Below are 14,750 nucleotides of genomic sequence, written 5' to 3'. Positions count from 1 at the left end.
TACAAAACAATCCCAACATGAAAAAAACCAATCACCGGTCTCCCGGGATTGGTTTCTCAGCATTTTCCACTTTTCTTTCGAGCATCCAGACAAGAATCCAGACCGCAAGACTTGCGAAGACCGCTGCTATTGCCGAACCGCCGGCATGCAGCAACAGCACGGGAACCCACAGCAATCCGAGCGAACGGTGCACAATACGCATCCACTTGTTACGAACCTTATTAATGAAGAAACCGTATCCGACGATCATCAGCAAAATAACGAATCCCGCGAGCCCGGTGTAAATTTTGTTGTCACCCGGTTTGGCAATCAAAAAATAAATGCCGTGAGCTGCAATGACAATCAGGGTCGCCCAACCCAGCATTTTGTGCACAGCGTGCAGCAGCTTGCCGGTTGTCCGCACCAACAGGGACGGCGACTTTAGCTTCTTCTTGAACCAGAACCAAGAGAAACCGACCGCTCCGAGGAACACGGAAACTGTACCCAAGGTCTTAAAAAATTCTCCGCCGCCCCCAGGTCCCTCTCCTCGTGGAGGATGCATTCTCCCAGCGCCGCTTTCCAGCATGCGTATGCGAGTTTCTCCGCCGCCGTGAGTCAAAGAAACGTAGTAATAATACGCCAAGAGCAGCACGGCTGCCAAAGCTGTAATCATTGCCGGAATCCAAACTTTCTTTTTCGTGTTCATGGCATGTGCCTTTCATGAGAGAGTTGCCATGATTATACCTGGATAAACTTAAAAAATAATTAGAACAAGCTGAAAATGTGATAATAATCTCTTCCCCATCGAATAAGAGAGTCGCCGGCAAACAGGTTGTCGTAGTCACTTCTATCTGGATCACGGCCGCATTGAATAGTGCAAGTAATTGTCGCTGCACTCTGTTTCCCAGACCAACTTATCTCTAGCTTTAAATTGCCATAAGAAAAGACGCCCTGATCACTTAAGGCGTCTTTTTACAATTCGTTTTAATTCTTCGTAAAAGTTCTCCCGTGTGCCGGCCAGAATGACGACGAGCAGCTCACCATCCTGATTCTCTTCGAGTGTGTAGGCGAGTTCGTAGTTCGTTCCCTTATAAAACACGTCGTAGCAGTAGTATCCGGCCAAATCGCCTGTCTTTGCCTCACCAATGTAGGGATCCATCCGAATCTCTTGCATCGCTTGCAATAGGGTTGTCTTTAGTGGTTTCTCCACGACTTTTTTAAGAAAGTGCTCAGCTGGACCTAAAACAAGAATAGGGAGCACAAACTAACCTCCCATTACATCGCCAAAGAGTTCTTTCATCTGATCGTCGCCGGTTCCCTTGTGATTTCGAGCAGCTTCTTGAGCTTCAGCAAGAAGTCCCCTGGCTGCATGACGAATATCTGCCTGTCTCTCACGAAACTTTTCGAGCAACTCCATTCCCGAAAAACCTTCTGCAATCAAATCTTGAAGAATTAAGTCAGCGAAGTGATCACTTCCAACGTTATCACGCACTGGACGCATGACAATGCTCTGGCCTTGTAACCCGATCTCGACTTCATCTTTTATTCCAGCTTGTTCGAAGAATTTCAGAGGTATCGTGACCTGGCGCTGCTTAGAAACCCGAGCGCGCTTCCATTCCACATGCTTCACCGCCTCATGAGCTACTGCCATAGTTATATCCTTCCTTTTTCCTTTTTATTCTTATTTTTTTATTCTTTACTTTCTTACTTTCTTTATTTCTTTACTTCTTTACTTTGTATTACCCATTTTACACCAAGTAAAGTGCTTGAAAAGAGTCCTTTTACTTTGTTTGCGAGTTTTCTCATCGATGCTAGCCTTCAATGTGGTTAAAGCCGGCTCTAACAACCATGCATCAATCCCTTATTGCCCCACCTCATATATAGACGGATCCATTGCCTGAATAAAGGGCGTCCATTCCCCTGTCGTGTAAAGCAGAAGTCGATGCATCGCGCGCGTACAGACGGTATAAAAGAGCTTGCGTTCGTTTTCCCGGTTGTATGTTTGAGAAGAAGCGTCGTAGACCAGTACCGCATCGAACTCAACGCCTTTGGCGAGATAGGCAGGAATAACCGCTACTCCCTTCTCGAAGGTGAAGGTTCCCTTCGTAATGAGCCGCAGTTCCTCGCAAACCTTGTCCGTCAACGATTCATAGGCTTCGCGGCTTTCGTCCGCGGTCTTCGTGATGACGGCGATGGAACCAAAGCCTTCGGCTTTAAGCATCGCGAGGTCTTCAATCATGCGCGCCGCCCGCTCTTCGCTGCTTCCCGTCTTCAAGAAAAGAGGCTTTCCGCCGCTCCTTTCGAAGGGTACGATATCCTCTCCCCCGGGCAACAGCGACTTCGTAAACTCCACGATTTCTTGGGTAGAGCGATAACTGCGAACCAGACGAATCAGGCTCGTTTCGTCTTTTCCGTAAATTCGGACCAACGGCGAATCCTCCTCGTGCAGACTCGTTGCTTGGGCAAATATCGCCTGACCGAAATCGCCAAGCACCGTCATGCGCGCGCGGGGAAATAACCGTTTGAGGAATGCGTATTGGAAAGGCGAATAATCCTGGCCTTCATCGACGAATACATACCGTACCTCCGCATTCGTCCGCGCGCCTTCCACGAGTTCTTTTAAATACAGGAACGGGGTCGCATCCTCATAAAACAGTTCGAGCCGGCTCAGCTTCTCTTTCGTTTGCTTGCAGATTTCCAGCCAATGTGCGGGCACTGCGGTCTCGTTCGTCATCCGACGATAATCGGTTTCATCTCGAAACAACTGTTCGTACAGTCCGATCGCATCGATGAAATTTAACCTTTTCACGTCCCGCCTCAGTGGTTCGAAGCGTTCCTTAACGATCATCCGGCGAAGAAGCGCTTCTTCCTGACCGGCAAAATCGAAGACATTCTCCTCCCCTTCCTCCGTCTTTCGAAACTCACCATGGGCTTCGACATACTGTTCGGTAAAATCGAAGACCGCTTCTTCTCGCCGATACTTCTTCAGCAATGTGCTGTAGGCCTCGTCATATTGGTCATGATCGAGGTAATCGAGCTCGTCTTCAACCCAGAGCGCCCTCCGCTCTTCGCGCTCCAAAAATCTGAGCTCCCGAAGCAGCCACTCCCGAAGCATGACGACACGATTCGCCAATCGGATGGAACTGTCGTAGCTGTAAAATCGTAATTTCAATTGTTCCTCTGTAATCAACTCGCGATCCATAAAACGGATGCCGCGAAATTTCATGCCTTCCTTGCCCAGCCACAGCGCGTAGCTTTGAAGAGCTTGAAGGAAAGCTTCCGATGCTTTATATTGAATCCCTTTCAGCCGGGCTTCATATTCTTGCGATGGTTTAGCCGTCAGCACATATTCAATTTGATCGAACGGGTCCTCTAGAAGAAAGATGGATCCCAGCCAATACGCAAGATATTCTTGGAAGGTCGTCTGCTGCATGTTTTCCTCGCCAAGCTCGGGAAGCACCGTGGATACATAGCTGTTGAACATCGGATTAGGCGAGAAAAGTACGATCTGATCCGCCTTGAGTCTATCGCGGTGTTTATACAGCAAGTAAGCTGCCCGTTGCAGCGCCGCGGACGTCTTTCCGCTGCCCGCCGCACCCTGTACGATGAGCATACGGCTCTTGTCGTCGCGTATGATCGCGTTCTGCTCCTTTTGGATAGTCGCCACAATGCTCTTCATTTGTGCATCCGCGCCCTTGCCGAGCTCCTGTTGCAGCAATTCGTCGCCGATCGTTAAGCTTGTGTCAAACACATTCCGGAGTTGGCCGTCATGAATTTGATATTGCCGCTTTAACAGCATCGTCCCTGGAATTTGTCCGCCAGGCGTTTCATAGGCGACTGCCCCTGGGGAATAGTCGTAGTACATGCTAGCAATGGGCGTTCGCCAGTCATACACCAGGAAACTCATGCCATCTTCATCGCCGAGGGAGGATACTCCGATGTAAATGGGCTCGCTTAAACCAAGACCTTCCTCTTTAAAATCGATGCGCCCGAAGTAGGGAGACGGCAACAGCCGCTTCATGCTTTTCCACCGTTTCAGCCGTTGCCGGTGACTTCGCTCTCGCTCGGACAACACCGCTTCTTGCTGTTTTATGCTATAGAAGGTTTCTTCGAAATCTTCGTGCGAGCTGGTGTTGACCGTAACCTCCTCCCAAAACCGCTTGCGAATGTCCGCCACTTGATCATGAAGCCCGGCCACCTCCGGCTCCAGCTCGGCGATTCTCTTTTGCAGACTTTCCCTGACCAGATCTAATCGCTCTTGTTCTTGCTTCCAATCGTTTGCGCTTATCATCGTTCGGAACACGCTCCTTTTCGGTCTTGAATAAAAAAGCAAAACAACGCTTGACAACCGCAAATTTACTTGGTATGATAGTAGTGTAGATAAAATGCAATAACTTTGCGCCGATATAAAACATGCATAGGTTTTCTAATCATACCATGATACGTCTTTGCATGTAAATCGAATATATAAAAAAACAAAACCGGCAAAATGATGCCGGTTTTGTTTTTTGTGAATTGTCTTAGGTATAACTTTTCCGCTCTCATTGTTAAGGCCAAAAACTTGCCGTTACTTATGATACGGTTCAGCGTGCCAAATCAAAACAAATGAAAAAAGGCGCCATAATGGACGCCCGCGGTTATTATTGGGATTCTTCCGTATATCTTTTGAAGCTGTTTAGAATCGCTTGCCATCCTGCTTGTTGCATTTCGATGGGATTGGAGCTTTCCGGATCAAACGTGCTTACGATCTCCGTATCACTACCTTTCGCGGTAAAGGTAGTATCGACTTTCCTTCCATCTTCCATGGTGTAGGAAATTTTCTCGTGCTGTTTTACTTCGTCATAAATCCCGCCGAAATCAAATCCGAAGCTGCCATCTTTCGCTTCCATCCTTGTAAGAAACTTACCGCCAACCCGCAAATCATTCTCCGCTCTTGGCGCATGCCAATCCTCTGAAGCTTGATTCCACTTCGTAATGTGGTCCGGCTCCGTCCAATACCTCCATACTTTTTCAATTGGCGCTTGAATAACTGCCTGTACGGTTACTCTCGTTGGATTACTTGTTTCCATTTTGAAGAACACCTCACTCATTATAATCATAAATTTAGTTTCTCATATATTTAGACGAAATCAGTTTGCGAAATTCATCGGTGTAATTGTTCAGGTAGCCCAAATCGGAAAAATAATTTTGTATTAATGAAATTTTGGACGTGGAATACTTTCTTATCTTTTATCTCAACGACGTGAATACCCCAAGGTACCAAGATGGATTCTTCGTTACTCGGCACGTACTGGGCATAAGCAGGATAACCGCCATTCACCGTAATCGGCAAAAACCGAGACCCTAAACAATGCCCACGTGTAAGCGAAAAAAAATTTGAACAAATCGTCCTTGCCGCGTACCCACATTACGAAAGGCGGCATTGACATACAGCCTTCCTCATGAAACAACGATACTAGCGCATGAATATCAAATTGTTCAAAGGCTTCTACATACCGTGAGAGCATCTCACGATCAGGTTCGACATCCATCATATTAAACTCGTTGGAACGAAGTTTCACTCTATCTAGTGTTTCTCTAGCTCTTTGTAAGGTACTATTAACTGCTGCTGGTGATATTCCTAAAGAGTCTGCGATCTCTTTGGAGGACCATTCGAATACATCTTTCAAAATAAAAACCGCACGTTGACGAAGGGGTAGCGTTTGCAAGAGTGCAATAAAGCAGAGTTGAAGGGTATCTTTACGAATGAAAATATCTTCCGGAGTTTCAGCAAAGTCTGGAGCAGGCCAGATCCATGATGAGTCAGGCAACACTTCGCGAGGTTCAATGATGGAAGCTGCCGAGTCGGATAGGTCTACGGGAAGAGCCCGGCGTTTGGCTTGTCTCAGTTTGTCCCGACATATGTTTGTTGCAATACGATAGAACCATGTTTTGTACGAGGATTCCTGCTTGAATGAGTTCCAACTTTTCCATACGCGAATGTAGGTTTCCTGAACAGCATCGTCCGCGTCAGCGATGGATCCTAGCATTCTGTAACAGAACGATGTTAACCCAGGCTTTAAATTCTCAAATAACTGAAGCTCTAATGCTGTTTCGTTCATCTTTGCCTCCTTTTGATGGGCGAGATATGAATTTCTTTTATTGTATTTTGTTGGATCGGATTAGAATAACAAATAAACTTAACCCTACAAAAGACCTCATTTGCTTATGGATATCAAGCTAACACAACTATAACCATATCATACCATATGCGTTAGCACACATGAATCAATATAAGCATTTGTTATGAACTCATTCAAATGAACTGAAACTTCTACTCTCCGCTTTACCACTATTTGTGATACGGTTCACCGCAACATCTATAGAGCGAAATTTTGCGCACCGTTTTTTGGTGTCCCTTGTCATTGGAACTAGACTCTAATCAGCAAACTTCTCAATTAAACAAATAGGATAAGGCTGATAGCCCCCTTTCCAATCATTGCAGATACATCTGGGCTCCAGTCGAGGAAACCCCGGACGGTCCCGTTTCTGATCATCTGAATACTGATCGCTACTATTACTGCTCCGGCACTAAATGCACTGGCACTAGGAGACGATGTTGCGACCGGGCATTTTAGCAGCTTTTTTCGCCCCTATTAGACACGTCTCTCCGCGTTGCTCGTAACGGCAAATGTAAAAGCCACCCCTTTCGGGATGGCCCTTCTGCAAATACGGTTGGAATTAATTGTTCTTGTTACTATTAAGGCTCATTTGATTTACAGCACTAAACAGAGCTTTGATAGATGAGGTCATAATATCTACGTCAATGCCACAGCCCCAATATACGCTGCTGTCTGAGGCCTTAATCCCGATATAAGAGATCGCTTGCGATTTAGAGCCTTTTTCCAAAGCGTGCTCCTTATAGACCAGATCGCTATATTCCAATCCAAGATAAGCCTGCAATGCATTGCTGATCGAGTCAAGTCTTCCGTTCCCCGTACCTGTAATCTCCTTAACTCCGTCACCCGTCCGCACAACCACGATGGTTTCAAAATCATCCTCATCATTAATGCGATATTTAACCAGCTCGGTAGGCGAATTAATATTTACATATTCTTTAATGAAAATGTCGTATATTTCATCCGGAAGCAGCTCTTTTTGCTGGTGATCGGATATGTTCTTAATGCAATACCCGAAGTGTTCGCGCATGTTCTGAGGAAGATCGAGCCCATACTTTTGCTGCAGTACGTAACCGATTCCACCTTTGCCTGACTGACTGTTGATGCGGATAATATCGCCTTCGTATTGTCTGCCGATATCCAGCGGATCGATCAACAGATATGGAACCGACCATTGCTGCGGCTCCTTCTCTTCGCGCCACTTCATTCCCTTGGCAATCGCATCCTGATGTGAACCGGAGAAAGCTGTAAATACAAGTTCGCCGCCGTAAGGGTGTCTTTCGCTCACTCTCATTTTGGTCAGTCGTTCATAAACGGAAAGGATCGCCGGGATGTTCTCAAAATTCAGCTTCGGATCTACTCCGTGCGAGTACATGTTCAGGGCCAGCGTGACAATGTCTACGTTCCCTGTTCTTTCCCCGTTTCCGAACAAAGTACCTTCTACTCGCTGGGCTCCGGCCAGCATCCCCAGCTCGGCGTCAGCCACGCCCGTGCCTCTGTCGTTATGCGGATGAAGGGATAGCATAACATGCTCCCGGTAATTCAAGTGTTCACTCATATATTCAATCTGACTAGCGTAGACGTGAGGCATCGACATGGACACCGTTGCAGGCAGGTTGATGATAACCGGATTCTCCGCTGTCGGCTGCCATATGCCGAGCACTTGATTGCATATGTCCAGCGCAAACTCAATCTCCGTACCTGTAAAGCTTTCCGGCGAATACTGGAACTGAAAGTTCCCCTCCGTTTCCGACGCGCATTCTTTCAGCAGCTTGGCGCCGCTTAAGGCGATGTTGATAATTTCCTCTTTCGATTTGCGGAATACTTGTTCCCGCTGGGCTACAGAAGTCGAGTTGTACAAATGTACGACGGCCTTTTTCGCACCTTTCAGTGACTCAAAAGTTCTGCGGATAATGTGCTCCCTCGATTGGGTAAGCACTTGGATTGTTACATCATCCGGGATCAAATCCTGCTCGATCAATGTCCGCAGGAAGGTGAATTCCGTTTCCGACGCTGCGGGGAATCCGACTTCGATCTCCTTGAACCCGATCTCCACAAGCATTTTGAAGTATTCCAGCTTCTCCTCCAAATTCATCGGAACGATCAACGCCTGATTTCCATCACGAAGGTCAACGCTGCACCAAATAGGGGCTTCCGTAATATACTCCTTGCAGGTCCATTTCAAGCTTGCCTCCGGCGGCGCAAAGTATCCTCTAGCGTATTTCTCAACGTTTTTCATGGGTATCCATCCTTCCATCATTTTTGACATTTGGTCATTAAAAGGCAGGCATAACGCAAAAAAGCCTTCCATCTCCGTTAACAGAGACGAAAGACTGTAACATCTTACGCGGTACCACTCCGAATTCATGCCATAGAAGGCATGCACTCTGCGGATATAGGTTCCCGGAACTGCGGGTAAACCTCATATCCTCCCGATGATAACGGTCAGGATTCCGGCTCCGCCTACTTCACTGGTTCAGCGGGCAACTCCAAGGTGAGTTCCATTCTTCCTCGCGGCTGTTTCACACCAATCAACAGCTCTCTGAGCGCTTAGAAAAGCGTACTATTCCTTTTCAACGTATTAGATATTAAAGTCATGCTATAACACCTGTGCCTCAATGTCAATTTCCTTTTTGCAGTTTCCGGGTGGCCGGTAAACTACTCTGGCGGTTTGTGCTCGATTATTCAATCTCGTCTTTTGGCCATAATACACTCGCTCAATTTAATTAGCTTCATAATTTCGCCCTACTTATGGTACGGTTCACCGCGATTGATCTTAAACGCTCGATAAATCTGCTCAAGCAGCAGAACCCGCATCAATTGGTGCGGGTAGGTCATGCGGCCGAAGGACAGCCGTTTGTCCGCGCGGGAGAGGACGGCGGGGGACAGACCGAGCGAGCCGCCGATGATGAAGGCGATGGAGCCGCCGCCGTAGACGGCTTGGCGGTCCAAGTGCGCGGCGAGCTGCTCGCTTGTCCATGTTTCGCCGTCGATCGCGAGCGCGACGACGTGCGCATCTGGCTTCAGAGCAGCCAAGATGCGTTCGCCTTCGCGCGCTTTCACTTGCTCTTCCTCCGCCGGGCTCATGGAGTCCGGCGTTTTTTCGTCGGGGAGCTCACGAATATCCAGCCGCGCATAGGGTCCGAGCCTCTTGGAATACTCGGCGATCGCGTCGTTCCAGTACTTCTCCTTAAGCTTGCCGACGGCGATAATCTGAATCTGCATGCCTCTTATCCCCCGGTTACGATGTTCTGGACACGGCCGACTTGCCCATCCTGCAGCCGCACCTTAATTCCATGAGGATGCTGAGGTGAATTCGTCAAAATATCTTTCACGATCCCGCGCGTAGTTACTCCTGTGCGCTGATCCTTTTTCAGTACAATATCGACTTCCAGCTCCGGACGGATCTCACTGCGAATTTTCCCGTTACCTGCCATTACAACGTTCAACCTCCGATACATTCATCAAGCTGCCTTTATCGTACCACACAGCTCAATAGAACAAAAAAACCGGCCCCTCTGCTCTCAGAGGTGACCGGGACCCATTAACTTAACGATAAACCCTTGACCTTGACGGCCTTCCCTTTTCGCACGCCGGATACCAGCAATAACACCAGGAAAAACGCCGGCGATCCACCATAACACCGAACCATTCCACGTGACAGCCTCTAACCCACCGAAATACATAACCTCACGAAGACCGGATGTTGCAAATTTGAATGGAATCCAGGAATACAGCCAATCATGTGTAGCCTGCGGCAGGAACTCAGGCGCCAAGTTAATAAGCGGCAGGGAGAAGAACATGAGCAGGACGAGAATACCCATAGCAGGGAACCCCATCCAACTGAGCAAGGAAGACTGCAGCATTACGAACGCGGCGCCGACTAACCACAAGAACAGCCATGTGTCGACGGCATGCGCAAGCTCCATCCCGTACCACGACGAGGCCATCCAGACGAGAAATCCGGAGACGGCTCCGATAATTGCAACCCCGATAACCGACTGAAGCGCCAGAACCGGCAGCTTCCGTACACCTGCAGTGAAGCTTTGCTGAGCCGCCAGGAACATGAAGATGCTGGTCACCAGGCTCCCGATCCACATGATTTGCGTCAGCATACCCGGTGCGCTTCCGCCGGCGTTATTGGCGGCTACCGGATGTACCGTTTCTTCCTGTACCTGGAACGGCGTGAGCAGAGCTTGTGCGGCCGATACCGGTATTTGATTCATTTGTTTGCCGACCACGGCAAGAACTTGTTTGGACAGTTCAAGACTGATTAGTTTGGTGCCTTGCTGAAGAATGGTTCTGACCGCAGTTGCGGCGGCCGTGTTCATTCCTTCGTTGGCTATAATCTTAACCGTCGCCGGCTGCGGACTTGGTGATTGAATGGACAACACCCCGGAGCTCAAATCGCCGGGCAGCAATAAAGCGCCATAGTATTTCTGCTGATCCAACCCTTCGCGTGCTTCCGCCTCTGAGTCAACGACCTTCCAGTCCACCGGCAGCTGATCCATTGCAAGCAGCTTATCTTTGATCAGATTTCCGACAGCAAGCTGCCCGCCTATCGGCAGATCTGCGGGTTTATCCAGCACCACTAATGCCACAGGAATATCTTTGGGCTTAGCGCCAAGAACCGAACCCATCATCGCCACACCAAAAACCATGAGAACGACAAACGCCGCTATCACGCCGATCCACAAAAATTTTTGCTTCAAGAAAGCCATTTTTAACACTTCCCTATCCGCTCAATTTATTGAACATTTTGTTGATTAGTGATCACAGTGTTTATTATAATTGAAGAAATAAACAAATCAATAATCATCTTTCATTCTTTGTGTTGAATAAACAGCATTAAAACAACACTTTGTTCAATTATCACAGTAATTTTTCAAAAAATGAGGTGCCTAAATGTCTGAAAAGATGGATCGCAGACAAGCGAGAACGAAGCAGCTATTGCGTACAGCACTCATGGAGTTGATTGAGGAAAAGGGTATGGAAAACATAACGGTAACAGATATATCAAATAGAGCAAGTATCAATCGAGGAACTTTCTATCTGCACTATCGTGATGTGGCGGAGATGCTGGAACAGCTTAAAGAAGAACTTTTCAAAGACTTAATGAAGTACATGTTGCAGGTCGACTTTGTGGAATTGATGAAACATGCCGCCAAGGACGAGCCGTATCCGGTATCGGTTCGAATCTTTGAGGAAATCAGCCGCAATGCGGACTTCTTCAAGGTCATAGTCGGGCCGAAGGGGGATCCTGCATTCCCGCTCCGAATCAAACAAATGATGACAACGCATATCTACGGCAGACTTACAGCTTGGCAGCCCAAAGAAGAGAATATGCTTGTGCCTAAAGACTATTTGATTGCACATGTCACCTCTGCGAATTTCGGAGTTCTCCTCCATTGGGTTGAAACGGGTATGAAAGAAACTCCCAAAGAACTAGGACTCATCTTGACGCGGTTGCTCAACCACGGGCCACTCAATTCCTCAGGGTTAAAAACCATAAATTAAAAAGCCCGCACCGCTGTAAGCATACAGCGGAACGGGCTTTCCACTCTTAAACGTGTTATCCAAGAACAATCCGGTCATCCGACAACTGGTGTCCACTGATCCGCTCAAACTCTCCGAGCAGCTGCGAGACAGTTAAGCCTTTTTTGCGTTCCTGCGGAATATCGAGAATGATGCGGCCTTTGTCCATCATGATCAAACGATTTCCAAGCCGGATGGCCTGCTCCATGTTGTGGGTCACCATGAGCGTCGTGAGCTTCATCTCACGGACGATTTCATCGGTCAGCTTGGTAATCAAGTCTGCCCGTGCCGGGTCGAGTGCCGCAGTATGCTCATCGAGCAGCAGAATATCAGGTTTCGTGAACGTAGCCATCAACAAACTTAATGCTTGCCGCTCTCCACCGGATAACAGACCGACCTTGGCGCCCAGACGGTGTTCTAAGCCAATACCGAGCCTTTGCAGGTGCTCGCGAAACATTTTGCGCTTGGAGGAGGTCACACCCCAGCCGAAGCTTCTCTTCTTGGTGCGTGAGTAAGCGATTGAGAGATTCTCCTCAATCGTCATACGAGGAGCGGTGCCTGCCATCGGATCCTGAAACACACGTGCGATCCACCGGCTTCTCTCATGCTCCGGAAGCTTTTGTATCGCATTGCCCTGGATCCGAACCTCACCTATGTCGGGCTTCATGACTCCGGAGATAATGTTCATGAGCGTTGATTTCCCAGCCCCGTTACTTCCGATGACCGTGACGAAATCACCCGGTTTAAATGTCAGATCAATGTCCATGAGAGCAACTTTTTCGTCCGGTGTACCTGGGTTGAACAGTTTTGTCACTTTCGAAAGCTGCAGCATCAGACTGCACCTCCCTTACTAGACGACGACGCAGCCGCCGATAATTCGGAGGAGCGCTTGCGTGCCAACCCGCGATTCTTGAGAGCGCGCTGAATGGTTGGCAGCACCAGTGCCACGATGACGATGACCGCGGTGATCAGTTTCATGTCTTGGGGATTCATCTCCATCCGCAGAGCGACCGCATAAATAATTCGATATACGATTGCCCCGAAAACAACAGCGAGAGTTGCACGAAATACCGTTCGGGCCCCGAAGATCGCTTCTCCGATAATAACAGAAGCGAGACCGGCAACAATCATGCCTACGCCCATGTTGATATCCGTTACGCCTTGCTGTTGGGCAATGAGAGCTCCGGACAGAGCCACAAGTCCATTGGATACGCTGACCCCCACAACCGTCGTGATATCGGTATTGGCGCCGAAGCTTCGGATCATTCTGGCATTATCGCCTGTGGCTCTTAACGCCAAGCCGATATCCGTATGCAGAAATGAATCCAGCAGAAACTTTATGAAGAAAGCGGCAGCGACCAGAACGATCATATAGGTAACAGGATTTTTAGAAATCTCTGAGAATAAGCTCGCTTCATTATAAAAACCGATATTCGGCTTGCCCATAATTCGCAGATTGATCGAATATAAGGCAATCATCATGAGAATACCTGAGAGCAGCCCGTTTATTTTACCTTTCGTATGAAGCAGTCCGGTGCATGCTCCGGCGGCTAGGCCCGCAGCGAATGCGGCCCCGGTGGCAAGCCATGGATTGTAGCCCTGAGTTATCATGATCGCGGCGACCGCGCCGCCGGTAGTAAAGCTTCCGTCAACGGTCAAATCTGGAAAGTCCAAAATCCGATAAGTGATATAAACACCAAGCGCCATGATCGCGTAAACGAGACCAATGTGGGTCGCTCCTTCAATGGAATGAAGCCAGGGTTGAAGCATAGGTTATCCTCCTAACAGAGACAAACGGAGTGAACGACAGGAGTCGCTCACCCCGATGCAATTACTGAATAATGTTATTCTCTTTGTCCTTCACTTTTTCCTTCATTGCGTCGGTTACGGTAATTCCTTGCGCTTCTGCCGCTTTAAGGTTAAGAATCAGGTCCAGCTTATCCGGTACGGTAACGGTCATGTCACCCGGATTCTTGCCGTTTTTGAGAATTTCAACAGCCATTTGTCCAACTTGGTAGCCGTGATCGTAATACTTAAAGCCATAAGTCGCGAATGCACCTTTTTCAACGGTGTCCCGGTCCGCAGAGAAGAACGGGATTTTGTTTTTGTTAGCGACCTGGATAATGGCATCCACGGAGCTGACGACGGTGTTATCCAAAGTAATGTAGATCGCGTCCGCACGTCCGACGAGGGACTCGGCGGCCTGCTTGACCTCGGAAGTGTTCGTGACTGCAGCTTTGATCAACTTGATGTTATGCGCTGCTAATGCCTCTTCGGCTTTTTTCGTCATGATTACGGCGTTCGGTTCGCCTTCATTAATGACTACGCCGACTGTTTTCACATTAGGAAAATCACTTGCGATGAAGTCCATGACTTTCGTAATTTGTTCGGGATTCGTATCAGAGGCACCGGTTACGTTGCCGCCCGGCTTTTCCATGTTGGTAACGATTTGGGCATCGAGCGGATCGGTTACCGCCGCGAACAATACAGGCATGTCTTTCACTTGGTTGGCAAGTGCTTGGGAGGATAGAGTCGTAATTCCGAGAACCAGATCATGCTTATCGGACGCAATCTTCTGCGCGATTGTCTGGTTGTTGCTCTGCTCACCTTGTGCGTTGTTGTAATCCACCTTGAGGTTCTTGCCCTCTTCGATTCCGGCGTCTTTCAGTGCTGCCAGGAATCCTTCGCGAGTTGCGTCCAAAGACGGATGTGGTGCGATCTGAGAGATCGCGATGGAATAGGTTTTGTCATCCGAGCTGGCCGGACTGGAGCTTGCTGCGCTGGCGCTTGGACTAGCCGCACCGTTGTTCTCTTCCTTGGCTCCGCATCCCGCTAGAACGAGCAGCAAAACCATCGAAAGCGTAAGTAAGGACAATAATTTTGTCTTCAACTTCATTACCCCTTTATAATAATTTGTTAACTAACCGCTTTAAAGATGTAGCGCTTTTATCCATCAAAGTATTAGATATAGTTTAATTGCCGTCACTGTGTTCGTCAATTGCTATATGTAGGTGATTTATAAATAAAAATAGTTGCAAATTTACACCTGTTTTTAGCGGATCGCATGCTGAGATAAAA

General features: G+C 48.2%; 14 protein-coding genes and 1 other annotated feature. Of the genes, 1 reads left to right on the top strand and 13 read right to left on the bottom strand.

Going from position 1 to position 14,750, the window contains the following annotated elements:
- Nucleotides 1-31: 31 nt before the first annotated feature.
- The 10 genes from SD71_RS08720 to SD71_RS08675 form a co-directional block, all read right to left on the bottom strand.
- Nucleotides 32-685, bottom strand: coding sequence for a hypothetical protein (locus tag SD71_RS08720; RefSeq protein WP_041062043.1), 654 nt, complete (start codon nt 683-685; stop codon nt 32-34).
- Nucleotides 686-934: 249 nt separating this feature from the next.
- The gene (locus tag SD71_RS08715; RefSeq protein ID WP_041062042.1) at nt 935-1,240 is read right to left on the bottom strand and encodes a type II toxin-antitoxin system RelE/ParE family toxin; all 306 of its coding nucleotides are present in this window, start codon (nt 1,238-1,240) and stop codon (nt 935-937) included.
- Nucleotides 1,241-1,243: 3 nt separating this feature from the next.
- Entirely contained in the window at nt 1,244-1,630 is a 387-nt protein-coding gene (locus tag SD71_RS08710) for an AbrB/MazE/SpoVT family DNA-binding domain-containing protein (protein WP_041062041.1), read from the bottom strand.
- A gap of 210 nt (nt 1,631-1,840) precedes the next feature.
- Nucleotides 1,841-4,270 (bottom strand): RNA polymerase recycling motor HelD, encoded by a 2,430-nt coding sequence (gene helD, locus SD71_RS08705; protein ID WP_041062040.1) that lies wholly within the window; start codon nt 4,268-4,270, stop codon nt 1,841-1,843.
- Nucleotides 4,271-4,619: 349 nt separating this feature from the next.
- On the bottom strand, nt 4,620-5,048 hold the full coding sequence (locus SD71_RS08700; RefSeq protein ID WP_041062055.1) for an SRPBCC family protein: 429 nt from the start codon (nt 5,046-5,048) through the stop codon (nt 4,620-4,622).
- 207 nt (nt 5,049-5,255) lie between these two features.
- A complete protein-coding gene (locus SD71_RS08695; protein ID WP_235427043.1) occupies nt 5,256-6,080 on the bottom strand; it encodes an RNA polymerase subunit sigma-70 in 825 nt (274 codons plus the stop codon).
- Between the two features lie 619 nt (nt 6,081-6,699).
- Entirely contained in the window at nt 6,700-8,376 is a 1,677-nt protein-coding gene (gene leuA / locus SD71_RS08690; protein ID WP_041062054.1) for a 2-isopropylmalate synthase, read from the bottom strand.
- A 79-nt stretch (nt 8,377-8,455) separates the two neighbouring features.
- Nucleotides 8,456-8,723: a binding site (T-box leader), on the bottom strand.
- Nucleotides 8,724-8,882: 159 nt separating this feature from the next.
- On the bottom strand, nt 8,883-9,362 hold the full coding sequence (rlmH, locus tag SD71_RS08685) for a 23S rRNA (pseudouridine(1915)-N(3))-methyltransferase RlmH (RefSeq protein ID WP_041062039.1): 480 nt from the start codon (nt 9,360-9,362) through the stop codon (nt 8,883-8,885).
- Between the two features lie 5 nt (nt 9,363-9,367).
- Nucleotides 9,368-9,574: a YwbE family protein gene (locus SD71_RS08680; protein ID WP_041062038.1), complete on the bottom strand. Its 207-nt coding sequence runs from the start codon at nt 9,572-9,574 to the stop codon at nt 9,368-9,370.
- An 87-nt stretch (nt 9,575-9,661) separates the two neighbouring features.
- Nucleotides 9,662-10,858, bottom strand: coding sequence for a YhgE/Pip domain-containing protein (locus tag SD71_RS08675; protein WP_235427042.1), 1,197 nt, complete (start codon nt 10,856-10,858; stop codon nt 9,662-9,664).
- A 184-nt stretch (nt 10,859-11,042) separates the two neighbouring features.
- Between SD71_RS08675 and SD71_RS08670 the strand changes: the two genes are divergently transcribed.
- Nucleotides 11,043-11,654: a TetR/AcrR family transcriptional regulator gene (locus SD71_RS08670; RefSeq protein ID WP_041062037.1), complete on the top strand. Its 612-nt coding sequence runs from the start codon at nt 11,043-11,045 to the stop codon at nt 11,652-11,654.
- 55 nt (nt 11,655-11,709) lie between these two features.
- Here the strand turns inward: SD71_RS08670 and SD71_RS08665 are convergent, their stop codons facing one another.
- From SD71_RS08665 to SD71_RS08655, 3 genes are all read right to left on the bottom strand, one after another.
- Entirely contained in the window at nt 11,710-12,504 is a 795-nt protein-coding gene (locus SD71_RS08665) for an ABC transporter ATP-binding protein (protein WP_041062036.1), read from the bottom strand.
- Nucleotides 12,504-13,442 (bottom strand): ABC transporter permease, encoded by a 939-nt coding sequence (locus SD71_RS08660; protein ID WP_041062035.1) that lies wholly within the window; start codon nt 13,440-13,442, stop codon nt 12,504-12,506. The genes SD71_RS08665 and SD71_RS08660 overlap by 1 nt, the downstream gene beginning before the upstream one ends.
- 61 nt (nt 13,443-13,503) lie before the next feature.
- Nucleotides 13,504-14,568, bottom strand: a complete 1,065-nt coding sequence (locus SD71_RS08655; RefSeq protein WP_200889580.1) for an ABC transporter substrate-binding protein — start codon at nt 14,566-14,568, stop codon at nt 13,504-13,506.
- Between the last annotated feature and the right edge of the window lie 182 nt (nt 14,569-14,750).

This window comes from Cohnella kolymensis, assembly GCF_000829465.1.
Taxonomy (GTDB): Bacteria; Bacillota; Bacilli; order Paenibacillales; family Paenibacillaceae; genus Cohnella; species Cohnella kolymensis.
The sequence above is the reverse complement of the archived record's forward strand: the minus strand, read 5'-3'. Positions and strand labels throughout refer to the sequence as shown.